Raw genomic sequence first — 24,592 nt, forward strand, 5'->3', positions numbered from 1 at the left:
ACCGACCCGTCGAAAACTATCTCGCCGGTCCGTCGTCGACTCCGACCGATACCGGCTGCATCGGTCGGTCCGAGTCTCCGGTGTGGGTGGTGTCGTCACTCGCAGGTCGACGGATGAAGAACGCCGCCGCGACGCCGACGAGTGACACGGCACCACCGCACAGGAACGCGGTGTGGATCCCGTCCTGACTGGCGGCGAGTTCGTCCGATCCCGAGGCGATGCGCGATGCGGCCGTGCTCGACATGACTGTCACGAAGAGTGCCGTGCCGGCTGCTCCGGCGAGCTGCTGGAGAGTGTTGAAGATGGCACTGCCGTGGGAGTAGAGGTGCTTGGGCAGCGATCCGAGTGACGACGTCATCAACGGGGTCATTATCGTCGCGAGTCCGACGGACATCAGGACGTGGATCGCGATGACCATCGGCAGCGCGGACTCCGCGTCGAGCAGGGTCATCGACCAGAGAGCCGCACTCAGGATGATCGAGCCCGGAATGACGAGCGGCCTCGGTCCGACCCGGTCGAATGCACGTCCGACGAAGGGAGCCAGCAGGCCCATCGTCAGGCCGCCGGGAAGCAGCATCAGTCCGGTCTTCAGGGTGTCGAGGCCAAGGATGTTCTGCAGGTACATCGGGAGCAGGATGAGGGCGCCGAAGAGAGCCATCATGCTGATCATCAGCATGCCGAGGCCGATGCTGAAGGTGGGCGTCGCGAACGGGCGCATGTTCAGCAGTGCTCGCTCCGAGTCCTGGCGAGCGATCTGACGCAGCACGAAGACGACGAGTGCGACGACACCGACGGCGATCGGAACCCACACCGGGACACCCGATTCCTCGGAGGAATGGCCCAGACTGCTCAGGCCGTACACGAGTCCACCGAACGCGAGGGCGGACAGGACGACCGACAGGGCGTCGAACGACGGTCGACTGGTCGGGGTCACGTTCTTGACCAGGCCGGCGCCGACGGCGAAGGCGACCAGCGCGATCGGTAACACGAGCCAGAACATCCACCGCCAGTCGAGTGCGTCGAGGATGACTCCGGAAATCGTCGGGCCGACAGCAGGCGCGACGGCGATGACGATGGAGATGACACCCATCATCTTTCCGCGGTCGCGGGCCGGGACCAGGTTCAGCACGGTGTTGATCAGGAGCGGGAGCATCAACGCGGTGCCGGCCGCTTGGACGACTCGACCCACGAGGAGCAGCTCGAAGCCCGGTGCGGTCGCCGCGAACAGGGTGCCGACGGTGAACAACGTCATCGACGCGAGGAAGACCTGCCGCAACGTGAACCGCTGGAAGAGGTAGCCGGTGGTGGGGATGACAACGGCCATCGTCAGCAGGAAGCCCGTGGTCAGCCACTGTGCGGTGGCCGCGGTGATGTCCAGATCCACCATCAACCTCGGCAGGGCGACGCTCATGATCGTCTCGTTGAGAATCATGACGAATGCCGCGACGACGAGGACGCCGATGAGCAGGGTGGCGCCCGCTGGCATCTGCGTGTCGTCGGCCTTACCGGTCTGTGTCCGGTCCGTATCTGTCTGCATGACCTGTCGGGTCCTTTTCACGCTGGAATCGAGTATCTGTTCGACAGTCTTGTTCTTCATGACAGTGACTGTCAACTTGGCGCTGACTGGTATCGTGCTCTGCAACGAGAGGAGGCGCCATGGTGAACAGCGTCGATGTGTCGGATCGGCCGGTGCGTGACCTGAGGGAGCGTCGGCGGCGAGAAACGCGGCTCGACATCACGTTCGCTGCCCTCGATCTGTTCGAGCGCAAGGGTGTCGCCGCGACCACGGTCGACGAGATCGCGAAGGCCGCCGGCGTCTCGCAGAGCACCTTCTTCCGGCAGTTCAAGACGAAGGAAGAGTCGATTCTGTCGGTCGACACCGAAGTCCAGGCGGACATCGAGGACTGGCTGGGCGCCACAGCCCCTGACGAGATCGACCTGGCCGGCATGGAAGCGATCTACGAACGCGCCGCCGTACGCCTGGTGGAAAGCTCCGCGGAGACCAAGGATCGGGTGCTCCGCACTCGGCGTCTGATCGTGGGTGACGCGCACCTGCGTGCACTCGCCATCGCTCTCGACGCGACCACACTGTGCCGTCTTGCCGACGCCCTGGTGGCCAGGCTCGACGGGCGGGAGTCGCCGGCATACGCGCGACTGCTCGTGGAGAGTGCAGGTCTGACGCTGCGAGTTGCCTTCGACGAGTGGGCTACTCGCGTCGACGCAGGCGAGCACGCCGACCTCGCGGAGATCTATCGCGCCGCTCGCGCCGACCTCCGTCGAGTGACCACGGGCGTCTGACGCGCGGCCGTTCGACCGTCACGCAGTCACTGCTCTCCGTCCGACGCGGCGGGGAGCACCGCCGCGAACCGCACCAGGAAATCGGTGACGACGGTGAGTGTCTCGGAGTCGTAGTCCGCCAAGGCGGCCTCGAGCGCCGCCGAGGAGCGTCGCAGGAAAGGTTCGATCCGTTCGTGCGCAGCCTCGGTGGCGCGCAACGTCACGGTCCGACGATCGCGACTCTCTCTGCTGCGGGTGACGAAGCCACGATCCTCGAGCCGATTGATCAACGCGGTCGTCGCGCCGGACGTGAGGCCGACCCGCTGTGACAGTGCTGCCGGTGTCAGCGGGCTCCCCTCGCGTTCGGCCCAGATGACCTCGCCGAGAGCGGTGCCGTCCGTGGTCGGCAGATTCATGAACCGCGCGAGCAGATGCGCCGATTCCTGATACCTGACCGCGTAGAGTCGGAGTGCTTGCAGCGCACTGGTTGTCGCGGTCTCCATCGGTACGCGCTCCCGACTGTCGGCGTGGTGGATACGGTCGATGCTCAGTATCGAGCACGCAGGTGAGGGTAGTGGGGCAACAGCGGTACGTGCTTCTCGCTGGTGAGAAGGGTGGACTGGAACAGTCGACGCAGGGGCGCGGATGCCGCGATGCGGTGGCCGATCCGCAGTGCTCGCAGACCCGCCCGCGACGACGGGTGCATCAGTGCCGCGCCGCCGCGGGGGAGACCCTGTGCGCTGTCGGCATATCCGCGCATGAGCTGTTCGTAGCGCTCGAACGCTATCTGCGGCCGATCGGGGTGCGCGGCGAGTTCGCCCGCGAGAATGTGCGCGCCGACCAGGGACAGCGTCGTACCCATCCCTGTCGGGCCGGAGCCCCAGGCAGCGTCCCCGACGAGTACCACCCGGCCTTTGCTCCACGTGGACACCACGACCTGCTCCATGCGCTGGGTGTAGAACTCGTCCGGTCGTTCCGCGAATCCGTCGAGAATTCGCTCCGTCTGCCAACCGGCCCCACGGAAGCGCTCCCGCAGGATCTGCAACTGGATGTCCGTGGGAAGGCTCTCGAAGCCGAACGGTTCCGACTCGAACGACATGCTCGCCCGGATGGTCCCCACGTTGTCGGGACGAACCGAGGCGACGCGCCCTCGCGTGGAGGTGAACCAGTCCCAGGTGTCAACATCGTCGGGCCGCCGATCGAGGGTGCCGTAGGTGATGCTCACCCCGAAATCTCGGAGCTCCGTCTCGTCGGCGAACACCAGGCGCCGCGTCCGTGAACTGCGCCCTTCCGCGACCAGCACCATGTCGAAGCGTTCGCTGCTCCCGCTGTCGAAGGTGACGTCGACGCCTGTGTCGTCCTGCTGCACCGCGGTGATGTAGTCGCCGTGACGCTGCTCGACGCTGTCGGGAACGACGTCGACGAGGATCTGGGCGAGTCGACCGCGGAGGATTTCGATCTCCGCGGTCGGCCCGTCGCTGCCTTCCTCACGAGGGAAGACCGCATACGGCTCACCGCGCTGGTCGACGAACCGGGTTCCCTCTTCGCCGGTCAGATCGGCCCGGATCGCGGCGTCGACCCCCATGCGGGCGATGACGTCGCGACCGAGGCCGCGAATGTCGATGTTCTGTCCGGTCTCGCGCGGTGTCGCGGAACGTTCGAGCAGAGTCACGGCGAATCCGCCGCGGGCGAGTCCCCATGCGAGGGCTGGTCCGGCGATACTCGCGCCGGTGACTAGTACACGGGTGGGGTGGTGGGGAGAAGGCATGCCCCGACTATAACTCCACAGTGAAGAAACTTCACAGTGAAGAAGTTCTCGGTGTCGCGTCAGGCGTGAGGTGGTTCGCCGGTGACGACGTGGTCGGCGTGGTTGATGCCCTCGCGGATCAGGCGCGACAGGTGGCCGTCGTGGATGCGGTAGATCACCCGGCGGCCCTCCTTGCGAGTATCGACGAGACCGGTGAACCGCAGTTTCGCCAGATGCTGACTGACGGCGGTCCGGGAGGCCCCCGTCTCCTCGATCAGCGCGCTCACGTCTGCTTCACCGCGGGCAAGGATCCACAGGATGAGCAGGCGGGTGGGGTCGGCGAGCATGCGGAAGGTGGCCGTGGCGGTGTCGAGACGTAGCTGGTCCGGTTCGACGTAGTGGTTCAGGCTCGCGGGAGCCGTTGCCTCGCTGATCCGCTCCACAGCGTCACCGCCTTCCTGCCACCGCCATGGCGACATGCGCCGAGCGAGCCGGCCAGGCCCGTGCGGCCAGTAGTGCTGCGAGTGTAGCCAGGGCGGTCGACGCCGCGGCGGCGACGACTTGCCCGAGTTGGGCGCCGACCCACCCGGCGAGGGGGTAGGTGAGAAGGAAGCAGGCGTGGGACAACGAGAACTGCGCACTGAACACCGCGGCCCGGTCGCGCTCGTTCGATTCGTCTCGCAGCAGCCGGGCAGACGGGGTGTTGATCATGGAGGTCCCGGCGCCCAGCGCGCTCCAGATGACGGCCAGGAGTGGCCACTGCACGGTCGGCCCGGAATCGGTGACCACCATCAGCGTCGTCGCGGCGAGTCCGGCGGGCAGTAGTGCGGCCCCGGTCAGCATGATTCGACGTTCTCCGAACGCCGCCGGTAGTCGCGGCAACATCAGGGCCACGACCATCGATCCGCCGCCGAAGCAGCCGAGTGCCACCGCGACCCCGGTGCTCGATCCGTGCACGTAGACGACCGTGTCGACCACCACCAGCGCTGTCGCAGCGGCGACGACCATGTTCATCGCCAGCAGGGCGCGCAGTACCGGGCGCCCCGCCATCACCCGTGCCCCCAGCGTGATGCGCTGGAGCAACGGCGCCGACCGATCTGCGACTGCACCGCGCGGCAACGATGTCGTCGTCACCAGGAGCGCCGATCCCACGAACCCGGCGACAGTGCCGAGGAACAGGTAGTTGTAGGTCATCAGCGTCAGCAGCGTTGCCGCCAGAACAGGACTGAGCAAGGATTCCAGGTCGTACGCCAGCCGTGACAGCGACAACGCCCGCGTGTAGTCGGCCTCGTCGGGGAGTACCTGCGGGATCATCGACTGGAATGCCGGGGTGAACGTGGCCGATGCCGCTTGCAGGACGAAGACCAGCAGGTAGATCTGCCACGTCTGATCGACCAGCGGAAGCAGCAGCGCCACCCCCGCTCGAATCGCATCCGCCCCGACCAGGAGCACCGTGCGGGGCAGTCGGTCGGCAACCACGGAGATCACCGGCGCCACCGCGACATACGCGATCATCTTGATGGCCAGTGCGGTTCCGAGGACCGCGCCGGCATCGGCACCGGCGAGGTCGTAGGCCAGGAGGCCCAGGGCGACGGTGAGCAGGCCGGTGCCGACCAGGGCTACGAGCTGGGCGGCGAACAACCGGCCGAACGTGCGATCACGCAGAACTCGGAACACAGCAGGCCTCCCGACTCGTCGTATCCGACGAGTTCGAGCTTATTCCTACATGTGCGCACGTACGCAACTGTGATCGGCTACCGCAGTTCCGCGGCGAGGCGGGGAAGCAACGTCAAGGGGGTGATTCGTTCGACTCGAGCGCGTCCATCCGCATCGAACACGTCGGACAATCCCGGGGCGGGGTCGTCGGTATCGGACGTCGAGTAGGTGAGTCCGCTGAACGGCCAATCCGTTCCGAAGACGATGTGGTCGACGTCGGTCACCTCGAGTACGGAGCGCAGAGACGAGGCCGAGGCCGAGAGCGCGGTGTCGTAGTAGAACCTGCGGAGGGCACCCTCGAGACCCAGGAGGGAGACCGACGGAATCGCGTCCGGTGCGACGGCACGGGGCGCCCCGAGGCGGGTGGCCAGGTACGGCAGGCAACCGCCCGCATGGGCGAGAACGAACCGGATGTCCGGGTAGCGGTCCAGTGTTCCCGCAGCGATCATCTCCACCGCGGTACGTGTGGTCTCGAAGGGAAACTCGAGAAGGAAGCTCGGAAGTGGTAGCGGCGGAGCGGATCCGGCGGGGAGTTCACCGGGGTGCACGAAGACCAGAGCGGACTTGGCATTCAGCAGCGCCATGATCGGTTCGAAGCGCGGATCTCCGAGGTAGATCCCGTCGTAGGACGACAGGAGTGCGACCCCGTCCATCCCCAGAACATCGAGGCCGTAGGTGATTTCGGCCAGCGAGGCGGCGACGTTCGGAAGCGGGACGGTGACCAGGGAGCCGAAGCGGGTGGGGTGGGTGCGAACCAGGTCGGCCGCGTAGTCGTTGCACGAGCGTGCGAGACGCATCGCGTCGGGACCGGACACGAACCGGACACCAGGGTCGGAGATCGAGAGCACCTGCGTCGCCACGCCGAACTCGTCCATGAACGCGAGTGCGCTCTCCGGTGACCACGCCGGCAAGGGAAGACCGCCCGGAACAAGCAACCCGGCGCGAAGAACCGCGTCGCGATACATCGGCGGAATCATGTGCGCGTGCAGGTCGATTCGCTGTCCGCCGACCGGCGCTGCAGAGGCGGACTGCGCAGGCATGGCGAACAAGCCCGCGCCGACCATCCCTCCGCCGATCAAGGTCTGCAAAGCCTGTCGCCGTGTTGCCATGGTCGCCCCCTCGTCGGAGCCGCCCCCCGGCCCGCGGACAACCTAACAGGTGAACGCGCCAGTGTTGATGGTTTCGTCAGTCCTCGTCCGCGAGGACTTCTCAGCGACGGCGAACGCTGAAGACGTGTTGTTCCCGCTCCGTTCGGCCGTCGCGGGTGTGCGACAGAGCGTCGGTGATCAGTGCGTGATCGGAGTCGGTCCAGCGATCCCGGTGCTGTCGTTCGAACTCGGCCCAGGACGACGCCGTGAACTGCTCGATCCGCAGTTCCGCGTCCGCGCTGTCGCGGTAGAGACCCCAGGAATAGCCGCCGGTCCGGCGACGAGCAATGCCGACGGCGGACATGGCGTGATCGAACGCGTCCTGCTCGTCGAGGGCGACTCGGTAGGTCACGGAGATCACCACGGGTCCGTCCTCGGGGTCGGGCTCGAAGATGACGGTCGGCGTGGGCCAGGCCGTCGATACTCCCCGCGGCAGGGTGCCGGTCGCCGCGTGCAGCGGAAGGATGGCGACGCTCGCGCCTGCTGCGACGAGAAGAACTGCCGAGATGACCAGGGCTGCTGCATAACCCGCATGGGAAGCGATCACGCCCCAGACGAAGGAGCCGAGTGCCTGGGAACCCATGAACACCAACAGGTAGATCGACATACCTCGGGCACGCACCCACTGAGCGAGGGACAGTTGGATCGATGCGTTGAGTGTCGTGAGAGTGCCGATCCAGGCGGCTCCCGATACCAGGAGTGCGGGCACCACGATCCAGATCGGCAGGATTGCCACCGCGACGACCCCGAGTGCGTACGACACAGCGGATATCGCCAGCATCGTATTGGCTCCGAACCGGCGTCGGAGCCTCGGGAAGAGTGCCACGCCGGTCACCGCGCCTACCCCGAGAACGCCGAGAATCATTCCGTAGCCCGACGCACCGAAACCGAGATGCTGTGACGATGCGAGCGGCAGCAACGCCCAGAGGGCCGACGCCGGGAACGCGAACACGGCGGACCGCAGAAGAATGCGTCGAACGATCGGCGCGGACTGCATGTAGTGCACCCCGGTCATCATCGAACGGCCGAGCCGTTCGTGGTCGACACCCTTGTCCTCCGCGGGACGACGCCACCACACGAGCGCGGCGATGATGACGACGAACGACGCGGCGTTCAGGGCGAACACGGCGGCCGGCCCGGCGGCCGCCACGATCACACCACCGAGTGCGGGACCGATGGCGCGGGCGCCGTTCACGGTCACGCCGCCCAGTGCCGACGCGGCAGGGATCTGTTCTGCCGGAACCAGTTCCGGCTGAATAGCCTGCCACGCCGGCGCCGAGAGCGCAGACCCGCAGCCGAGAAGGAACGTCGTGCCCAGCAACATGATCGGCGACAGAATATCGGCGTAGGCCAGATACGTCGTCGCCGCCGCGACGAGAGCCGTATAGGTCGTGACGACGATGAGGAGTCGACGGCGATCGAGCAGGTCGGCGAGGCCGCCGGCCGGCAGTGCGAGAACCAGCGTGGGGAGAAGGCTGGCGGTCTGGACCAGCGCCACGACGGTGGCGCTGCTGCCGTGCTCGACCAGGAACCATTGCGATCCGACCGTCTGCATCCACAGGCCGACGTTCGACACCAACTGCGCGAGGAACAGCGTCCGATAGATCTTGCTGCGCAGTGGTGCCCACGCGGACACCGGGGACGCGGGGGTGACGGTCGTGGTTGCCATGTCGAGATCCTCTCCGGGAACGGGCGTATCGACTATTCGGCGAGCAGCGCGAGAATGTCTGCGTCCAAGGCCTTCTGGTAGTCACCGTAGATTCCGTGCGGGGCACCCGGGTACACCTTCAGGGTGCCGTGTGCGACCAGCTCGGCGGTCTTCAGCGCCGCGGCCGCGATGGGAACGATCTGGTCGTCGTCGCCGTGAGCGATGAAGACCGGGACGGTCAGAGCCTTCAGGTCCTCGGTGAAGTCCGTTTCCGAGAACGCCTTCACGCAGTCGTACGCGGCGGCGAGATTGACGAGCATGCCCTGACGCCAGAAGTCGTCCTTGGCACCCTGTGAGACGGCGGATCCTTCACGGTTCGCGCCGAAGAAGGGCTCGGACAGATCCTTGTAGAACTGCGAGCGGTCGGTGAGGACGCCGGCCCGGATGTCGTCGAGCGCCTCGATCGGCGTGCCCTCGGGATTGGTGTCGGACTTCAGCATGATCGGAGGGACAGCGCCCGCGGTGATGATGCGTGCGACGCGGCTTCCGCCGTGCTGCGCGGCGTATCGGACTACTTCGCCGCCGCCGGTCGAGTGGCCGATCAGCGTGAGGTCCTGCAGGTCCAGCGCCTCGACCAGTTCCGCAAGGTCGCGTGCGTAGGTGTCCATGTCGTTGCCGACGTAGGTCTTGGAGGAGCGGCCGTGCCCGCGGCGGTCGTGGGCGATGGCGCGGAAGCCGGCGTCGGCGAGCAGCTTGAGCTCGGTCTGCCAGGCGTCGGACGACAGCGGCCAGCCGTGGCTGAGCAGCACCGGCTTCCCGGAGCCCTGCTCCGTGTAGTAGATCTCGGTTCCGTCGGTAGTGGTGATGTACGGCATGGTGTCCTCCTGGTGTGAACGACGTTTCGGTGTGAGGACAACACTGGTCCGCCCGCGAGTCGTTGTCGTCGCTGCTGACAGGCAACCCGGGGGAGTGGTGTCCGCAGCGTTCACTACCGGTTAGCAGGTATACGGGCCTCGAGGGTCGTGCCGACGCCGAGTGGGCTCGACACCGTCAACGTGCCGCCGATGGCGTGGACTCGATCCTGGAGTCCGATCAGTCCCGATCCTCCTGACGCATCGGCGCCTCCCGAGCCGTCGTCGGTGACGGTCAGTTCCAGCGCGCCGTCTCGCGCTACCGCCGAGATGACGACCTCGGTGGCCTGCGCGTATTTCGCCGTGTTCGTCAATGCCTCGGCGACCACGTAATACGCTGCCACCTCGACGGATTCGGGGAGTCGCCCGGGAATGTCCGTCGTCAGCGCTGTCGGGACGGGCGATCGACGGGCGAGTGTCTTGAGAGCGGGTGCGAGTCCGCCGCGCGACAGGATCGCCGGGTGGATGCCGCGGGAGAGTTCCTGCAGGTCCGAGTGGACAAGCGACAAGGTCCTGACACTGCGGTCCAACTGCTCGCGCAGGTCACCGAACTCGTCGGGCACCGACGCCTGGGCTGCTCGCAGATCCATCCCCAGGGAGACGATTCGTTGCTGTGCTCCGTCGTGCAGGTCCCGTTCGATGACACGACGGGCTTGATCCGCGGCCGCTACGACACGTGCGCGTGACTCCGTCAGCCGGGCGCGGGTCTCGTTGTTGTAGACGGCGGTAGCGACGAGGTCGGCGAAATCCGACAACCGTTCGTAGACATCGTGTTTCGGATCCTCTGTGCTGGAGACACCGACGACGACGGCTCCCCACACGGTGTCGTCGACCGTGATCGGAACGCCGATACCCGTCGCGAACCCCCGCTCGGCCAGTCGCTGAGCGACCGGTCCGGTCGCCTCGCGGTAGTCGATGGTCGTGGGTCGTCCACTGTCGTGGACGAGGGTGCACACGTTGTGTCCGCCGAGAGGCAGTACCTCGCCCGGATGCAGGTGAGCGCCGTCGTCGTCACGGGCGGAGATCACCGTGTAGTGCTCGTGGTTCTCGTATCGCACGAGCGAGACATGCTCGACGTCGAGCCCGTCGGCCAGCTCCTCCGCGACGCGGCGATACACCTCGTCGAGATCCGACCGCAGAGCGACGAGCGTGGCGATGCGGCGCAACGATGCCTGCTGACGGGCGAGGTCGACGGTCGTGCGGTGGAGTCGTTCCCGCTCACGAGAAGCAGCCAACAGCGCTTCCAGCGACGGGACGACGCGGCGCACCCGACGGGAGTCGGCAGGGGAGAGGTGCGCAGGGACGAGCAGAGATCCGGTGGGTGTCGTACCGTCGCGCAACGTGATTCGCTGGTGACCGGTCCCGAGGGGCACATCGTGCGCGCCCAGAACGGCGTACGGAGCGGGCAGTTCGAGAACGTCGGTCAGTCTCCGGCCGGCCTCGCCGAACATCTCGGGTGTCACCGTGCGACGCAGGAGGATCCGCGCGAAGTCGGCCAGTAGATCCGCCTCGCGGCGCCGTTGGTCCGATTCGACGGCCCGAACCCGGGATTGTCCGACGAGCAGATTGGTCAGCAGCGCCAGCACCAGGAAGACGAGGACGGACGGAACCAGGCTCTCGCTGCTCTCGACGACATGGACGTACGCGTAGGCGGCCGTACTGGCGACCGACATAGCGATGGCCGTCCGGAAGCCCCACCCGGCGGAGATGCACAGGACACCGAAGACGAACACTGCTCCGAACGCGTTCTCCGGTGCCAGCATCTTCAGCAGGTGCACGAGGAGGATCTCGACGACGATCAGACCGGCACCGGCGGCGATCCCCCACGCGAGCGGTGGCGTGCTCGGTCTCAGCAGGAAGGCGAGCGCCCGTTCGCGTCCGGTGCCGCGCTCGGCATCCGGGCTCGCCGCGATCACCGACAGGCTCCCGGCAGGCGAAGATTGCGGCTAGCGGTAATGACGCTCGGCCACGTCTCTGACACTGTCGACAGCATGACCCGCTCCGACCGTCGCGCACTGATCGTGGACGACAGCGCTGCCTTCTGCGCGGCGGCGCGACGGGTGCTCGAATCCGCGGGCATGACCGTCGTCAGCACGGCGTCGACATGTGCGCAGGCCCTGCAGTTCGCCGACGAGCACCGCCCGGATGTGATCCTGGTCGATATCGACCTCGGCGCCGAGAGTGGTTTCGACGTCGTGGAGGCTCTCCACGCCGCGGGCGTCCGTCCTCGGCCGGACATCATCCTGGTGTCGACGCACGACGAAGAAGACTTCGCCGACCTGGTGGAATCGAGTTCCGCCATCGGATTCCTCCCGAAGTTCGGACTGTCCGCGGACGCCGTCGTGGCGTTGTTGACGCGTACCTGATCGGAGCGGTCAGGTCTGCGCGTCCAGGTACATGATGACGGCTCGCACGCGGCGATGGTCGTCCGACGTCTCGGCGAGGTCGAGCTTGGTCAGGATGCTGCGCACGTGCTTCTCCACGGTTCCCTCGGTGATCCACAACCGGCGCGCGATGCCGGCGTTGGACAGTCCCTCGGCCATCAACGTGAGTACGTCGCGCTCGCGGGCACTGAGTGCGCCCAGCGGATCGTCGCGCCGTCTGGCAGCCACCAGCTCGAACACCAGCCCGGGATCGATCACCGAGGCACCACCGGCGATCCGGTCGACTGTCGCGACGAAGTCGTCGATGTCGGTCACGCGGGACTTGAGCAGATAGCCGATGCCCTTCCCGCTGTCGAGCAACTCCAGCGCCTGGTCGACATCGACATGCGCCGACAGGAGCAGCATCGCGACATCCGGGAATTCCGCGCGGATCCTCAGCGCAGCGTCCAGGCCCTCGGAGGTATGCGAGGGCGGCATCCGGATGTCGATGATCGCGAGCTGGGGAGACTCACTGGCCACCAGGGCTTCCAACTCGCCGGCGTCGCCTGCCTGCCCGACCACATCGAGCCCGGCCCGTGTCAGCAGACTGGTCAGCCCCTCACGGAGAAGGACGTCGTCGTCCGCGACGACCACACGAAGCCCCATCGATGATCCCTTCGTCCGTGAACGGCCGAACTTACGTGGCCTGCCGGTCCACGGCCTGCTCCACGACCGTCTGCAGGGCCGTGTCGGCGAACTGGGGCAGAGGTCGGTTGCACAGCTCGGTCGCCTCGGTCGCCGACACCCCCAGCGCACACAGGACGTGCGCCGTCATGGCGTCGACGGCGGTGTCCCCGTCACGTTCGGGCTGGTCCATCAACAGGCGTCCGAGCGCCAGGAGGCACCCCGTCACCATGGCGAGGGCCAGTTCCGGATCGGCTGTCCGGAACCGGCCGATGTCTGCCGCGGCCGTGATGTCCCGCAGTGACCTGGGTCCTAGACCGCTGTGCGTGGATCCGGCGAGCGTCGGTTCCGAATTGAGCAGGACCCGACTGAGTTCCGGTTCGAGGCGGAACAGCCGTCCGACCAATCGGAACGACTGCGTGAACATCTCGACCGGGTCCACCAGGTCCACGGTCAAGGTGTCCAGATAGGCGCCGACCGACTCGAGTGCATCGTCCACGGCTGCTCGGAAGAGATCGTCCTTGCTTTCGAAGTGGTTGTAGAACGAGCCCATTCCCACGTCCGCGGCCTGGGTGATCTCGAGAACCGGTGCCGTACTGCGGCCCTCGGCGAGAAACCCCTGTGCAGCGGCGACGAGCGCGGCGCGAGTACGCGCCTTACGACGTTCGAGTCGGTTGACCTGCGTCATGGAGTGCCCTGCTTTCGATGCCCAGCGATGTGACGAGTCTAAGCGGCGCCCCTTGACTGCGGAACTCCTCATAGGTGACGATATCGTCATAACTGTGAGGGGTGGCCATGACGATCGATCACGCGCATCGAACTCGTGACGTCGACGGGCATCGAGGGATGCATGTCGACCAGGGGGCGTTGCCCGGTGAGCACCCGGGCCGCGCGACGAACCCGGTGATCAAAGTCCAGGACGTCGCCTGGCTCGAGTTCCGCAAACCGGATCTGGACAAGGCCCGGACGTTCGCCGAGGCCTTCGGCTTCACCGTGACCTTCCGGACCGACGACGAGCTCCACCTGCGCGGACGGGCCGCCGGATCGCCGTGCGTGATCATCAGGAAGGGCCGTCGCACCGCCTACGTCGGCGCTGCGTTCCGCGCGGCCGAGAGCGCTGATGTGCTGCGTCTGGCCGAGGCCACCGGACACCGGGTGGAACGTCTTCCCGAGTCGATCGGCGGCGTCGGGGTCACCCTGACGGACCCGAGCGGGCAACCGGTACGTGTCGTCGCAGACCTCGACGACGGCCGGCAGCTGCCGGGGCAACGTACGCACGACTACAACTTCGGAGCGATGGATCCGGCCGGGGTCACGCGCACCAACGCGACACAGCGACCCCCGCACGAGCCGGCACTCGTGGAGCGGCTCGGCCACGTCGTGCTCCAACGCAGTCGCTTCTTGGAAAATCTGAACTGGTACCTGCAGCATCTCGGTCTGATCGTCAGCGACTTCCTCTACTACGACGGCCAACGCCACCGCGGCCCGGTCATGAGCTTCATCCGCTGCGACCGCGGATCCGAGCCCACCGACCACCACACGCTGGCGATGACCCTGGGGCCCTCCGACCGGTACGTGCACTCGGCGTACCAGGTGTGCGACCTCGATGCCATCGGCGCCGGCAGTCGCTACCTGACCGAACGTGGATATCAGCACTCCTGGGGGATCGGCCGACACATCCAGGGCAGCCAGATCTTCGACTACTGGCGCGATCCCGACGGTTTCCTGGTCGAACACTTCAGTGACGGTGACCGTTTCGACGCCTCGCTCGAGCCGGGCTGGGCGCCGATGACGGCGTCCGGACTCGCGCAGTGGGGACCACCCGCCAGCAAGGATTTCCTGGGCATCGCGCCCAACAGACGTTCCCTGTCCGAGCTGCGCTCCATTCTTCTGGGACTGCGCAGCGACAACGAATTCGACTCCGAGCGCCTGCTCGGCCTGATGAAAGTAGCGTCGTCATGAGCATCGCCGTTCTCCGTACCGTCGACGGATGGTGGGTGCAGACCCGCGAGGGTGCCGTTCGGGTGGACACCGCCGCCACCACCACCGCCGACCTGCTCGCCGATCGTTCGGCCGTCGATGCGGCCGCGGTCGGCGGCGAGACCGTCCCGGTGGCATCCCTCGAGCTCGTCTCACCCGTCACGGCGCCGTGCCGAGTGGTGGCACAGATGACGAATTACGTGTCGCACGTGAAGGATTCCGGCATGAATCCGGAGACGGTGCCCCTGACATTCTTCCGCAAGTCGTCCGGGTCGATCAGCGGTCCGAGCGCGGACATCGTCAAGCCGGCACACGTGACGTTGCTCGACTACGAGGTCGAGATAGGGCTGGTGGTCGGGAAGACCCTCCCGGTGGGATCGACGATCGACGAAGACACGGTCGCCGACCACATCGCCGCGTTGGTGATCACCAACGACGTATCGGCCCGCGACGTCCAGCTGCCCAAGACCCAGTTCTACGAGGCGAAGTCGTATCCGACCTTCACCCCCGTCGGCCCGGTCCTCCTCGTTCTCGAGGACGGCGACCTGGCCCGCTTCGAGCAACTCCGGTTGATGCTGCGAGTCAACGGCGAGATCCGGCAGAACAGTACCGTCGCAGACATGATCTACCGACCCACGGAAGCTCTGAAGACCCTGACGGGATTCCAACGCGTCGATCCGGGCGACCTGATCCTGACCGGCACCCCGGGCGGCACTGCTCTGAAGGCGCCGCCCAAGCCGATCGAGATCATCGGCGCACTGTTGCCGCCGGCCGTGAAGTGGAAGACCTTCTTCAAGCGGCAGGCGAGCAACCCGGCATACCTGAAGGACGGTGACGTGGTCGAGCTGACCATCGCCACCGACGACGCGATGCTCGACCTGGGGATGCAGCGCACGACAGTGCGGTACGCATGACACACCACCAGGTGGTCGTCGTCGGCGCGGGCCCCACCGGGATGGTGGCGGCCACGTTGCTGGGGCGACACGGTGTCGACACGCTCGTCCTCGACCGGTGGGACGACATATTCCCGCAGCCGCGTGCCGTCCACCTCGACGACGAGGTCTACCGAATCCTCGGTGACCTGGGAGTGGCGGACGATTTCGCGGCGATCTCGCGGCCCGGACGTGGGCTCCGGTTGGTGGACCCGGACATGCACACCATCGCCGAGTTCGAGCGCGATCCCGAGTCACGGCCGCACGGCTTTCCCCCGGCCAACATGTTCGACCAGCCCGAGCTGGAACGAATTCTGCGCACGACGATGGCCGCCGACCCTCACGTGGAGTTCCGCGGGGGAGTCGAGGTCCTCGACGTCGCCACGGTGAAGGACCACGTGCGTGTGCTCGTGCGGGACGTCGCGACCGGTGAGACCAGTGCCGTCACCGCGGACGTCGTTCTGGGGTGTGACGGTGCGAACAGTGCGGTGCGAGCCGCTCTCGGGTCCGCGATGCGCACGCTCGCAGCGGCGCAACGATGGCTGGTCGTCGACGCCGCGACGCCGGTGGACCCGGGGTTGTGGGACGGGGTGCACCAGCTGTGCGACCCGCACCGCGCCGGGACGTTCATGCGCATCGGAGAGCACCGCTACCGGTGGGAGTTCGAGATGCTCGAGCACGAAAGTGCCGACGACTACTCGGATCTGCAGACCGTGGCACCGTTGCTCGATCCGTGGCTCGGCGGCACTCCGCGGTCGAGTCTCGACCTGATCAGGGTCACCGAGTACACGTTCCGCGCGCAGATCGCCGATCGATGGCGTGATCGACGCGTGTTCCTTCTCGGGGACGCGGCACATCTGACGCCGCCCTTCATCGGGCAGGGAATGGGTGCCGGCCTCCGCGACGCCTACAACCTCACGTGGAAGGTGGCCGGTGTCCTCGGCGGCACATTGCCCGACACTGCGCTGGACACGTACGAACAGGAGCGACGCCCGCACGCGCAGGCCATGATTCGACAGGCTGTCGCCGTCGGGTGGGCGATGAACGGCGGCGGTGACCGGACCGCCGCGCTTCGCCGCCGAGCGTTCCCGGTGCTGACCCGTGTTCCGGGTCTCAGCTCGACGGTCACCGACAGTGCCACACCGCGATTGCATCGATCGCTGTTCGTCCGCGGTGGGTCGGTGGCGCCGTGGCGACTCGAAGGAACCCTCTGCCCGAATGCGACGACCGACGACGGAACGCGGTTCGACCGAGTGGCGCCGTTCCGCTTCACGGTCGTGACGACTGTTCTCCCCGAACGTGCGCAGAGGCAGGAAATCATGCGTCGAGGCGCAGAAGTCCTGCTGGTGACCCCGGGCTCGGAGCACGGCAGATGGTTGCACCGAGGGCGTGTGAGCGCGGCGATCGTCCGCCCCGATCGGACCGTCATGGCCACCGCGCGATCACTGTCGGCGCTGCACACCCTTGTCCCCGCTCTCGGCCCCTCCGATCTGGACCGGTGATACGACGATGACTCCCGACTCCTCCATTCCTCGCTACGACCCCGACATCTACTCCACCACTGCCATTCTCGATCCGTACCCGCACTATGCGGAGTTGCGGGCACGGGGTCCTGTCGTGTGGCTCTCTCGTCAGAAGGTGTACGCAGTTACGCGATATGCCGACTGCAAAGCGGTGCTGCTCGACGACAACACGTTCATCTCCGGTGACGGTGTGGCCCTCAACCCCGTCGCCAACAGGCTCGGTCGGGGAACGACGCTGAACAGCGACGGGGACGAACACGCGCTCAAGCGGTCGGTGCTCGCTCACCGCCTCACCCCGAAAGCACTCCGGAAGATGACGGCGGCGGTGCAGGACAAGGCCGAACAGATCGTGGATGCGGCCGTCGAGAAGCGGTGGGTCGACGGCGTCGAGGACCTCGCTACCGCACTTCCGTCGTCGATCGTGCCCGATCTGGTGGGATGGCCCGAGGACGGTCGCGAGAACCTGTTGCGCTGGGCAGGAGCAACATTCGACTCGCTGGGACCACTCAACCGGCACGCGGTCGGTGCAACGAGGGCGGCAGCGGAGATGATGGCGTTCTCGAAGCGCGTCGTCCGCGAGCGTTCGGTGCTCCCGGGCAGTATGGGATCGGACGTCCTGGTCGCCGCGGACGAGAACCGGATCGAGCGGTCGCAGTGTCCGGCACTCATGATCGACTATCTGGCCCCCTCGCTCGACACGACGATCGGGGCCATCTCCGGTGCATTGCAGCTGTTCTCGACACACCAGGATCAGTGGGACGCGATCCGTGCGAACCCCGATCTCATCCCCAATGCAGTCAACGAAGTCGTGCGCTTCGAATCGCCGCTTCGTGCGTTCTCCCGTCGTGCCGTACGTGAGGTCGAGATCGGCGGTGCGGTCGTTCCGCGTGATGCGCGCGTACTCGTGGTGTACGCGTCCGCGAACCGCGATCCCCGCGAATGGCACGATCCCGATACCTTCGACATCACCCGCGATGCCACCCGTCAACTCGGTTTCGGCTCGGGTGTGCACGGGTGCGCCGGCCAGGGACTCGCTCGCCTCGAAACCCAGACGATTCTCCGCGCCCTGGCCGAACGTGTGGTCCGTATCGAACCGGCCGGCGTCCCCGGCCGGGCCGTGAACAACATCATCCACCGATTCGACCGGCTTCCCTTGGAACTGGTCACCACCGAGAGGACAAAGTCATGATCGTCGACGTCGACTGGGACCGTTGCGAGGGACACGGCATCTGCGCCGAGCAGGCGCCCGATGTGTTCAGCCTCGACGACGACGGCGAACTGCACCACGCCTTCGACGGCGCCGATCTTCCCGGTGAACTCGAGGCCGGCGCACGCGCTGCCGTGGGGGTCTGTCCGGTCGCTGCGCTGCGCGAGCGCACATGAGCGGGACCGCCCGGCGGATCGTCATCGTCGGAGACTCCATCGCGGGCTGTACGGCCGCGCGGGAGCTCCGCGCGTTGAACCACGACGGTCCGATCACCATGATCGGCGGCGACCCGGACGGGTGCTACGCGCGACCACCTCTGTCCAAACGTGTTCTCGCGGAGGGGCTCGAGACATCGGACGCGTGGGATCTCTCCGACCTGGACGTGACCGTCGTGAACGCCCGCGCTACCGGGGTGGACCCGGATCGCGAGCTGGTCGTGCTCGCCGAGGGGGACCCGGTGCCCTACGACGCACTCGTCGTCGCCACCGGAGCTGATGCGCGGCGCCTCGCGACGCCCGGTCAGCGCGGAGAAACGGTGGTGCGCACCCTGGCCGACGCGCGCGCATTGAGGGCGCGGCTCGAGACCGCGACGTCCGCGATCGTCGTCGGTGCGGGCTTCCTGGGCATGGAGATCGCGAGTGCTTGTACAGCACGGGGTATCCCGGTCACCGTCGTCGATGTGGACGCGCCTCTGATGCGTATTCTCGGACCGTTCCTGTCCGAGGCGATCACGCGACGGGCGGCCTCGACATCGGTCGACATCCGCCGTGCGAAGGAACCTGTGGAGCTGATCGGCGATCCGGTGGGTGGGGTCCGGATCGACGGCAGTGAGCTCACCGCGGACCTCGTCGTGACGTGCGCAGGAGAAGTGCCGGCCACCGGGTGGCTCGAGACCAGCGGGATCGGCGACAGTCGCGGTGTCGCCGTCGACGACCTGTGTGCGACGTCCGTCACCGGGGTCTACGCCGCCGGCGACGTGACCTATGTTCGTACCGACGACGACCGTCGACCGCGAACGCCGTTCTGGTCCGCGGCCATCGCGCAGGGCAAGGTGGCCGCCGCGTCGGCGCTCCAGGTCACTCCGCGCTGCGAGCCGTACGACGACTACTTCTGGACCGAGGTGTTGGGGGTCTCGATCAAGGTCGTCGGTCCGCTGCCGTTGTCGGGGGCTCCCACGGTGCTCGACGGATCGGTCGAGGACGGCGCCGCACTTCTGTCCTGGACACACGACGACGGTCGCAGGACCGTCGTGGCGTACGGCATGAAGAAAGCAGTGGGGGCTCTGCGGCGTCTGGCCGCCGCGGAGTGACGCCGAGCGACTAGGGGACGAGGGTCCCGATCTTCGCCGAGACGGTGGACTGGAGCACCTTGGCCACCACGATCGCAAGGCCGGGAACGACGGCGTCGAAACCGATCGTGTAGTCGAGCGACGTGCCGCCGTCGGCGGTGGGAGTGAGTCGCTGGGTGCCCCAGTGTCCCCGCAGCGGTGAGCCCTTGGTGATCTTGTACTCGATCAGAGTGTTCGGCTCCGCCACTGTGGTGGTCTCGTGGAACGCGGGCAGGGGACCGAGTTTCAGGGACCGCGTGGATCCGACGCCGTTGCGGGAGGTGTCCCCGTCACGCACACGGGTGATGTTCGCACCGAACATCGGCCCGAGGTTCTCGTGCTCGGACAACGCCGCGAACACGACGTCCGGGGACGAGGTGAAGGTGTGGGTGACGTGAACGCGCGTGGGTGCAGCCATGGGGACGACTCCTCTTCGACGGGAGACACGATCATGTCAGCACCGTCGGCGAGCGTGCTCCGGTGTACCCCGCGCGTCACCGCCGCCAGTGGTCGACGGCCTCGGCGAGTGTCAGGACGTCGGCGTACTTCGCACGGAGGTCCAGCAGATTGGACTCGTGCATGCCCGGTTCCCGATCGCCGCACGCGTCGGCCACGACCAGCGGCCGGAAGCCGTGCTGCAGCGCGTCGGTAGCACTCGCACGGATACAGCCGCTGGTGGTCAGGCCACAGATGTACAGCGTGTCGATGCCCTGTGCCGTCAGAGTCGCGGCGAGGGACGTTCCGAAGAACGCGCTCGCGTACTGCTTGGTCACCACCGTCTCGCCGTCGAGCGGCCGTGGCTCGGGCGGGAAATCGCCGAGCGGAGAGCCCTCCTCGAACACCGTGAGAGCCGGAATCTTCTGCAGGAACAGACCCCCGTCTGCACCACCGGGCCGGTAGCTGACGCGGGTGAAGACCACCGGAACTCCGCTCTCGCGCGCCGCCGCGACCAGGGACGCGGCGGCGGCGACGGCGCGCTCGACAGGAGCGCGGAGCGGAGAGGAGTCGACGAGGTAGGCCTGCACGACGTCGACGACCAGCACCGCCGCGCTCCTGCCGGGGCCGAGATCGCCGGCGAAGCCCGACGCCTTGTACGAGCCGAGGGTATCGCTCATGCGCGCACTGCCTTCCGCACGTTCACGGGCGGGCGGGGAGCCGGCAGCCCTGTCTCCTCCTCGCATCGTTCGAGGATGACGTCGAGCGACGGGCCCTTGTCGAAGACGGTGATCTCGCCCCGCTCGTCGGACATCGACGCGCGCAGACTCGTCGAGTCCCCGACGTTCACGGCGCCCGCGTCGTCGAGAACGACGCCGTACCCGGTGCGCGCACCCTCCGCGCTCACCAGACCGCGGCGCACCTCCAGGGCGACGAGTTCAGGATCGCGTGCGAGCGGGTCACCCCACCCGCCGCCGCCCCAGGTGACGAAGTGCAGGACGTCGCCACGCCGTACCTCGACGTCGTGGATCTTGCTGGGCAGCACCTCGGTCTCGCCGCTCGCCCGGACTATCCACTTCGTCCCTCGCGCACCGGGTTTGCCGCCGTTGACGCCCCACGGGTAGGTGAGCCAGCGATCGTCGTGGATCGCGATGGTGCCCGGCTCCTCGAAGTAGTACGTGACGTCGACGCCGTTACCGCCGCGGTGCAGACCGGCGCCTCCGGTGTCGGTGACGGTCTCCCATCGTTCGATGCGCAGCGGGTAGTACGACTCGAGGTACTCGCAGGGGATGTTGACGAACGACGGCCACAGCGAGTGTCCGTCGGGTCCGTCACCCATCGGCCGCCCGGGGATACCCCCGAACCCGATGGAGTACAGCTGGAACCACTCGCCGTCGCGTGCGCCACCGTCGTAGTGACCGGAATACATGAAGTGTGGCGACGACGAGAAGCCCGCGGCATTGAGGATCTCGGGGTTGTTCTTGCCGAGCAGTCCGCCGAAGAGGTCGAACACCCGCCCGATGCCGTGGTTGCGGCCATTGAGTGCCGCGGGATAGCGCGGCTTCCAGAACGAGTCCTCGGGAATGGTGACGTCGATGAGGGGATAGAACCCGTCGTTCCACAGAATCTGCGGATCGGCCACGGTGATGACGTAGATACCGAAGAACATCCGGACGAGATTCTCGTTGATGAAGTAGTTGATCGGCCCGACCGCCTGGGGGGCGGCCTTGCTGAAGTCGAGGTGGATCTTCTCCCCGTGACGGGTCAGGGTGATCGCGAGTTCGTACGGCCCGTAACCACATCCGTCATCGCAGATGAAATCGCTGAATTCGATGGTCTCTCCGTCCACGAACAACATGGCGAGAAGAACCTTCATGGCCTGGTAGTTGCGCTCGAGCAGAGCATCGAGCGCCGACAGATAGACGTCGACACCGAACCGGTCGCACAGTTCCACGATGCGCCGCGATGCCGTCGTGCAGGCGGCCACCAGACCGTTCAGATCCGCTCGGTTCCAGTCGGGCTTGCGTACCTGATTGAGGATGATGTCGAGGGCCGTCTCGTTCAGCTGCCCTTCGCTGTAGAGCTTGAAGGGCGGAATGATGACGCCCTCCTCGAAGATGGTGTGCGCGTCCGTCGGCATCGACGACGGCGTCTTGCCGCCCACGTCGGACATGTGGCCGAACATCGACGACCAGCCGACGACGCGGCCGCTGTGGAAGATCGGCAGCACGATGAGCCAGTCGTTGGCGTGGCTGATCGCGGCGCCGCAGGCATAGGGATCGGACGTGAGCAGGATGTCGCCCTCACCGACGGTCCCGGTGAAATTGTCGAGGAAGTCGGGCACGGACAATCCGAACTGCCCGACGACCATCTTGCCGCTGGGATCGGCGATGAGCGGGAACTCGTCGTGCTGCTCGCGGATACCGGGGGACAACGCGGTGCGGAAGAGCACCTCGTCCATCTCGGCGCGGGCGTTGCGTAACGCGTTCTCGATGATGTCGAGCGTGATCGGGTCGACCGGCACCGTGGTGAACGGAGTCGTCGAGGTCTCGATGATGGTGGCCATCAGTTCTCCTGCGTTCGAGGGTGTTCGGGGGTTACGACTGGACGGGCGCGATGAGCAGGCACGCGCTGGGGTGCACCGTGGCGGCGTGCCCGGAGAGCACCAACGTCGTCGAGTCCATCTCGGTGATGACGGCGGGACCGACGACGACGTTGCCGGCAGTCAACTTGGAGCGGTCGTAGATTCCGGCCGGCGCGTACTTGCCGTCCATCCACACCTCGTTCGTCGACACGAGAGCGGCCGACGGATCCTCGGTGCCGACGTCGAGTGCTTGGAATGCGACGTCCGGCCGAGGACCGCTGACGGTCACTCGGAGGTTGATCACTTCGCGCTCGTTCTTCAGCAGGAACGAGAACAGTCGCTGGTGCTCCTCGTCGAACGCAGTTCCGAGCGTGGAGAGCAGGTCTCCCGAGTCGAGTGCCGTCGCGTCCAGGTCGACCGGAATCTCGAACCCCTGGCCCTGGTAGCGGAGGTCCACCTGGTACTTCGCCGTCTGCTGATCGGCGGGTACGCCCTCGGTGGTCAGGCGGGCGGCGGCCGATTCGGCGAGCTCGGCCAGCGCGGTGCGTAATTCGGCGTCGTCGATGTCGGAGAACGCGCGGATCATGGTTCGTGCGCTCTCGTCTCGCAGGCACGTGGTCGCGTCGCCGTACGCGCACAGCACGCCAGGAGACGGAGGCACGATCACCGGCCACGAACCGGTCAGTCGACCGAGGGCATTGGCGTGGAGGGGGCCGGCTCCACCGAACGACACCAGGGCGAAATCGCGGGGATCAAACCCCTGCTGCACACTGACCAGGCGCAGCGCGCCGAACATGTTCTCGTTGACGATGTCCACGATTCCCGACGCCGCTTCCTCGGGGCTCCCCAGACCGATGGCATCGGCCACGGTGGTGACGGCCTTGCGGCTCGCGTCGACGTCGAGCGTCACCTCGCCGCCGGCCAGGGCGGCAGGCAGGTAGCCGAGCACCACGTTGGCGTCGGTCACGGTCGGCTCGGTTCCGCCCTTCCCGTAGGCCGCCGGACCCGGATCGGCTCCTGCGGATTGGGGCCCGACCCGCAATGCACGGGTCAATTCGGGGACGTGGGCGATGGATCCGCCGCCCGCTCCGACCGTCCGCACATCGACGCTCGTCGCGCGGACGGCGAGATCGCCGACCTTGGTCTCGCGTCCGATGCGGGGTTCTCCACCGAGCACCAGGGCCACGTCGGTCGACGTGCCGCCCATGTCGAAGGTCAGGAAATCCGTGAAGCCCGCCTGCTCGGCGAACCACACGGCGCCGGTCACGCCACCTGCGGGACCCGACAGCAACAGCGACACCGGCGATTCGGCGGCCTTGGCCGACTGGACGAGCCCGCCGTCGCTCCGCAGGATCGACAGGGGAGCGGTGATCCCTTTCTCCTGCAACGAGTTGTCGAGGTTGCGGACGTACCGCGACACCTCCGGCTGAACGTAGCTGTTCGCGACCGTGGTCAACGTCCGCTCGTACTCGCGCATCTCGGGCAGGACATGGCTCGAGATGGAAATCGGAATGCCGGGTAGCTCTTCCTCGGCCCAGGCAGCGACCTGCGTCTCGTGGGCATCGTTCGCGTAGGAGTTGATCAACGAGACGGTGAGGGCCTCGATGCCGGCGCCGGCCAGACGGCGCAGTTGTCCACGGGCCTGCTCCTCGTCGAGCGCCCGTATCTCGGAGCCGTCCGCGCCGATACGACCGACGATCTCGACGGTGTTCTCGAGTGCCGCGAGGGGTTCGGGTTTGGGCCAGATGATCCAGCCGGCAAGACCACCCGGGACGTACGAGCGTGCGATCTGCAGGACCTGCCGGAAGCCGTCCGTGGTCACCAGGCCGACGCGGGCTCCGCGTCCCTGCAGGATCGCGTTGGTTGCGACGGTGGTGCCGTGCAGCACCTGGCCGATGTCCGACGCGTCGATGTCCGCCTCGGCACACACTTTCGCGATTCCGTTGAGGACTCCGACGGACTGGTCCGCCGGGGTCGACGGTGTCTTCGCTCGGTAGGTGGTTCCGGTCGTCTCCTCGAGTAGCAGCACGTCGGTGAAAGTTCCGCCGACGTCGACGCCGAGTCGATAGCGCATGGTGTTCTCCCGTGATGTGAGGGTGAGAGGAGCGAG

The 24,592-nt window shown here is 66.8% G+C and carries 23 protein-coding genes; 8 read left to right on the top strand and 15 right to left on the bottom strand.

Annotation, left to right across the window (positions count from 1 at the left end):
- Positions 1-16: 16 nt before the first annotated feature.
- Positions 17-1,537 carry an MDR family MFS transporter gene (locus AC0IX4_RS01350; RefSeq protein WP_471827761.1) on the bottom strand — a complete coding sequence of 507 codons (1,521 nt, stop codon included), beginning with the start codon at positions 1,535-1,537 and terminating at the stop codon, positions 17-19.
- 119 nt (positions 1,538-1,656) lie between these two features.
- On the opposite strand from AC0IX4_RS01350, the gene AC0IX4_RS01355 reads away from it, so the two are divergent.
- Positions 1,657-2,298 carry a TetR/AcrR family transcriptional regulator gene (locus tag AC0IX4_RS01355; RefSeq protein ID WP_471827762.1) on the top strand — a complete coding sequence of 214 codons (642 nt, stop codon included), beginning with the start codon at positions 1,657-1,659 and terminating at the stop codon, positions 2,296-2,298.
- A 26-nt stretch (positions 2,299-2,324) separates the two neighbouring features.
- Here AC0IX4_RS01355 and AC0IX4_RS01360 read toward each other — a convergent pair whose 3' ends face one another.
- The 8 genes from AC0IX4_RS01360 to AC0IX4_RS01395 all read right to left on the bottom strand — a co-directional run bounded on the left by AC0IX4_RS01360 (position 2,325) and on the right by AC0IX4_RS01395 (position 11,363).
- On the bottom strand, positions 2,325-2,780 hold the full coding sequence (locus AC0IX4_RS01360) for a MarR family transcriptional regulator (RefSeq protein ID WP_471827763.1): 456 nt from the start codon (positions 2,778-2,780) through the stop codon (positions 2,325-2,327).
- Between the two features lie 44 nt (positions 2,781-2,824).
- Positions 2,825-4,045 (bottom strand): FAD-dependent monooxygenase, encoded by a 1,221-nt coding sequence (locus tag AC0IX4_RS01365; RefSeq protein ID WP_042575787.1) that lies wholly within the window; start codon positions 4,043-4,045, stop codon positions 2,825-2,827.
- 59 nt (positions 4,046-4,104) lie between these two features.
- A complete protein-coding gene (locus AC0IX4_RS01370) occupies positions 4,105-4,503 on the bottom strand; it encodes an ArsR/SmtB family transcription factor (protein WP_042575788.1) in 399 nt (132 codons plus the stop codon).
- Positions 4,472-5,701, bottom strand: coding sequence for an MFS transporter (locus tag AC0IX4_RS01375; RefSeq protein WP_471827764.1), 1,230 nt, complete (start codon positions 5,699-5,701; stop codon positions 4,472-4,474). The genes AC0IX4_RS01370 and AC0IX4_RS01375 overlap by 32 nt, the downstream gene beginning before the upstream one ends.
- 77 nt (positions 5,702-5,778) lie before the next feature.
- The gene (locus AC0IX4_RS01380) at positions 5,779-6,849 is read right to left on the bottom strand and encodes an amidohydrolase family protein (RefSeq protein ID WP_471827765.1); all 1,071 of its coding nucleotides are present in this window, start codon (positions 6,847-6,849) and stop codon (positions 5,779-5,781) included.
- Between the two features lie 100 nt (positions 6,850-6,949).
- The gene (locus tag AC0IX4_RS01385; protein ID WP_471827766.1) at positions 6,950-8,557 is read right to left on the bottom strand and encodes an MFS transporter; all 1,608 of its coding nucleotides are present in this window, start codon (positions 8,555-8,557) and stop codon (positions 6,950-6,952) included.
- A gap of 32 nt (positions 8,558-8,589) precedes the next feature.
- Entirely contained in the window at positions 8,590-9,411 is an 822-nt protein-coding gene (locus tag AC0IX4_RS01390; protein WP_471827767.1) for an alpha/beta fold hydrolase, read from the bottom strand.
- A gap of 113 nt (positions 9,412-9,524) precedes the next feature.
- Positions 9,525-11,363, bottom strand: coding sequence for a GAF domain-containing sensor histidine kinase (locus AC0IX4_RS01395; RefSeq protein ID WP_471827768.1), 1,839 nt, complete (start codon positions 11,361-11,363; stop codon positions 9,525-9,527).
- Between the two features lie 75 nt (positions 11,364-11,438).
- Between AC0IX4_RS01395 and AC0IX4_RS01400 the strand changes: the two genes are divergently transcribed.
- Positions 11,439-11,813, top strand: a complete 375-nt coding sequence (locus AC0IX4_RS01400) for a response regulator (RefSeq protein WP_471827769.1) — start codon at positions 11,439-11,441, stop codon at positions 11,811-11,813.
- Between the two features lie 9 nt (positions 11,814-11,822).
- Here the strand turns inward: AC0IX4_RS01400 and AC0IX4_RS01405 are convergent, their stop codons facing one another.
- Both AC0IX4_RS01405 and AC0IX4_RS01410 read right to left on the bottom strand, forming a co-directional pair.
- On the bottom strand, positions 11,823-12,476 hold the full coding sequence (locus tag AC0IX4_RS01405) for a response regulator (protein ID WP_471827770.1): 654 nt from the start codon (positions 12,474-12,476) through the stop codon (positions 11,823-11,825).
- Positions 12,477-12,507: 31 nt separating this feature from the next.
- Positions 12,508-13,182 carry a TetR/AcrR family transcriptional regulator gene (locus tag AC0IX4_RS01410; protein WP_471827771.1) on the bottom strand — a complete coding sequence of 225 codons (675 nt, stop codon included), beginning with the start codon at positions 13,180-13,182 and terminating at the stop codon, positions 12,508-12,510.
- 107 nt (positions 13,183-13,289) lie between these two features.
- Between AC0IX4_RS01410 and AC0IX4_RS01415 the strand changes: the two genes are divergently transcribed.
- Genes AC0IX4_RS01415 through AC0IX4_RS01440 form a run of 6 tightly spaced genes read left to right on the top strand, consistent with a single transcriptional unit; the run spans position 13,290 to position 19,445 of the window.
- Complete coding sequence (locus AC0IX4_RS01415) at positions 13,290-14,456, top strand: VOC family protein (protein ID WP_471827772.1); 1,167 nt, start codon at positions 13,290-13,292, stop codon at positions 14,454-14,456.
- Complete coding sequence (locus AC0IX4_RS01420; RefSeq protein WP_471827773.1) at positions 14,453-15,388, top strand: fumarylacetoacetate hydrolase family protein; 936 nt, start codon at positions 14,453-14,455, stop codon at positions 15,386-15,388. Before AC0IX4_RS01415 ends, AC0IX4_RS01420 begins: the two co-directional genes overlap by 4 nt.
- On the top strand, positions 15,385-16,908 hold the full coding sequence (mhpA, locus tag AC0IX4_RS01425; protein WP_471827774.1) for a bifunctional 3-(3-hydroxy-phenyl)propionate/3-hydroxycinnamic acid hydroxylase MhpA: 1,524 nt from the start codon (positions 15,385-15,387) through the stop codon (positions 16,906-16,908). The genes AC0IX4_RS01420 and mhpA overlap by 4 nt, the downstream gene beginning before the upstream one ends.
- Positions 16,909-16,915: 7 nt before the next feature.
- Complete coding sequence (locus AC0IX4_RS01430; protein ID WP_471827775.1) at positions 16,916-18,118, top strand: cytochrome P450; 1,203 nt, start codon at positions 16,916-16,918, stop codon at positions 18,116-18,118.
- Positions 18,115-18,312, top strand: coding sequence for a ferredoxin (locus AC0IX4_RS01435; RefSeq protein ID WP_042574254.1), 198 nt, complete (start codon positions 18,115-18,117; stop codon positions 18,310-18,312). The genes AC0IX4_RS01430 and AC0IX4_RS01435 overlap by 4 nt, the downstream gene beginning before the upstream one ends.
- Positions 18,309-19,445 (top strand): NAD(P)/FAD-dependent oxidoreductase, encoded by a 1,137-nt coding sequence (locus AC0IX4_RS01440; RefSeq protein ID WP_471827776.1) that lies wholly within the window; start codon positions 18,309-18,311, stop codon positions 19,443-19,445. Before AC0IX4_RS01435 ends, AC0IX4_RS01440 begins: the two co-directional genes overlap by 4 nt.
- 10 nt (positions 19,446-19,455) lie before the next feature.
- On the opposite strand, the gene AC0IX4_RS01445 is transcribed toward AC0IX4_RS01440, so the two are convergent.
- From AC0IX4_RS01445 to AC0IX4_RS01460, 4 genes are all read right to left on the bottom strand, one after another.
- Entirely contained in the window at positions 19,456-19,881 is a 426-nt protein-coding gene (locus AC0IX4_RS01445) for an SRPBCC family protein (RefSeq protein WP_042574252.1), read from the bottom strand.
- Positions 19,882-19,957: 76 nt separating this feature from the next.
- Positions 19,958-20,578, bottom strand: a complete 621-nt coding sequence (locus AC0IX4_RS01450) for an isochorismatase family protein (protein WP_471827777.1) — start codon at positions 20,576-20,578, stop codon at positions 19,958-19,960.
- The gene (locus tag AC0IX4_RS01455; RefSeq protein WP_471827778.1) at positions 20,575-22,464 is read right to left on the bottom strand and encodes a hydantoinase B/oxoprolinase family protein; all 1,890 of its coding nucleotides are present in this window, start codon (positions 22,462-22,464) and stop codon (positions 20,575-20,577) included. The genes AC0IX4_RS01450 and AC0IX4_RS01455 overlap by 4 nt, the downstream gene beginning before the upstream one ends.
- Positions 22,465-22,495: 31 nt before the next feature.
- The gene (locus AC0IX4_RS01460) at positions 22,496-24,556 is read right to left on the bottom strand and encodes a hydantoinase/oxoprolinase family protein (protein WP_471827779.1); all 2,061 of its coding nucleotides are present in this window, start codon (positions 24,554-24,556) and stop codon (positions 22,496-22,498) included.
- Positions 24,557-24,592: the final 36 nt, after the last annotated feature.

This window comes from Rhodococcus sp. AC861 (genome assembly GCF_979256035.1).

Excerpts from the sequence above, each read along its gene's own strand:
- AC0IX4_RS01370 (WP_042575788.1), bottom strand. The coding sequence starts at position 4,503 with ATGTCGCCATGGCGGTGGCAGGAAGGCGGTGACGCTGTGGAGCGGATC.
- AC0IX4_RS01415 (WP_471827772.1), top strand. The coding sequence starts at position 13,290 with ATGACGATCGATCACGCGCATCGAACTCGTGACGTCGACGGGCATCGA.
- AC0IX4_RS01355 (WP_471827762.1), top strand. The coding sequence starts at position 1,657 with ATGGTGAACAGCGTCGATGTGTCGGATCGGCCGGTGCGTGACCTGAGG.
- AC0IX4_RS01450 (WP_471827777.1), bottom strand. The coding sequence starts at position 20,578 with ATGAGCGATACCCTCGGCTCGTACAAGGCGTCGGGCTTCGCCGGCGAT.
- AC0IX4_RS01390 (WP_471827767.1), bottom strand. The coding sequence starts at position 9,411 with ATGCCGTACATCACCACTACCGACGGAACCGAGATCTACTACACGGAG.
- AC0IX4_RS01360 (WP_471827763.1), bottom strand. The coding sequence starts at position 2,780 with ATGGAGACCGCGACAACCAGTGCGCTGCAAGCACTCCGACTCTACGCG.
- AC0IX4_RS01400 (WP_471827769.1), top strand. The coding sequence starts at position 11,439 with ATGACCCGCTCCGACCGTCGCGCACTGATCGTGGACGACAGCGCTGCC.
- AC0IX4_RS01420 (WP_471827773.1), top strand. The coding sequence starts at position 14,453 with ATGAGCATCGCCGTTCTCCGTACCGTCGACGGATGGTGGGTGCAGACC.
- AC0IX4_RS01435 (WP_042574254.1), top strand. The coding sequence starts at position 18,115 with ATGATCGTCGACGTCGACTGGGACCGTTGCGAGGGACACGGCATCTGC.
- mhpA (WP_471827774.1), top strand. The coding sequence starts at position 15,385 with ATGACACACCACCAGGTGGTCGTCGTCGGCGCGGGCCCCACCGGGATG.
- AC0IX4_RS01365 (WP_042575787.1), bottom strand. The coding sequence starts at position 4,045 with ATGCCTTCTCCCCACCACCCCACCCGTGTACTAGTCACCGGCGCGAGT.
- AC0IX4_RS01440 (WP_471827776.1), top strand. The coding sequence starts at position 18,309 with ATGAGCGGGACCGCCCGGCGGATCGTCATCGTCGGAGACTCCATCGCG.
- AC0IX4_RS01410 (WP_471827771.1), bottom strand. The coding sequence starts at position 13,182 with ATGACGCAGGTCAACCGACTCGAACGTCGTAAGGCGCGTACTCGCGCC.
- AC0IX4_RS01445 (WP_042574252.1), bottom strand. The coding sequence starts at position 19,881 with ATGGCTGCACCCACGCGCGTTCACGTCACCCACACCTTCACCTCGTCC.
- AC0IX4_RS01385 (WP_471827766.1), bottom strand. The coding sequence starts at position 8,557 with ATGGCAACCACGACCGTCACCCCCGCGTCCCCGGTGTCCGCGTGGGCA.
- AC0IX4_RS01460 (WP_471827779.1), bottom strand. The coding sequence starts at position 24,556 with ATGCGCTATCGACTCGGCGTCGACGTCGGCGGAACTTTCACCGACGTG.
- AC0IX4_RS01350 (WP_471827761.1), bottom strand. The coding sequence starts at position 1,537 with ATGCAGACAGATACGGACCGGACACAGACCGGTAAGGCCGACGACACG.
- AC0IX4_RS01455 (WP_471827778.1), bottom strand. The coding sequence starts at position 22,464 with ATGGCCACCATCATCGAGACCTCGACGACTCCGTTCACCACGGTGCCG.
- AC0IX4_RS01405 (WP_471827770.1), bottom strand. The coding sequence starts at position 12,476 with ATGGGGCTTCGTGTGGTCGTCGCGGACGACGACGTCCTTCTCCGTGAG.
- AC0IX4_RS01430 (WP_471827775.1), top strand. The coding sequence starts at position 16,916 with ATGACTCCCGACTCCTCCATTCCTCGCTACGACCCCGACATCTACTCC.
- AC0IX4_RS01380 (WP_471827765.1), bottom strand. The coding sequence starts at position 6,849 with ATGGCAACACGGCGACAGGCTTTGCAGACCTTGATCGGCGGAGGGATG.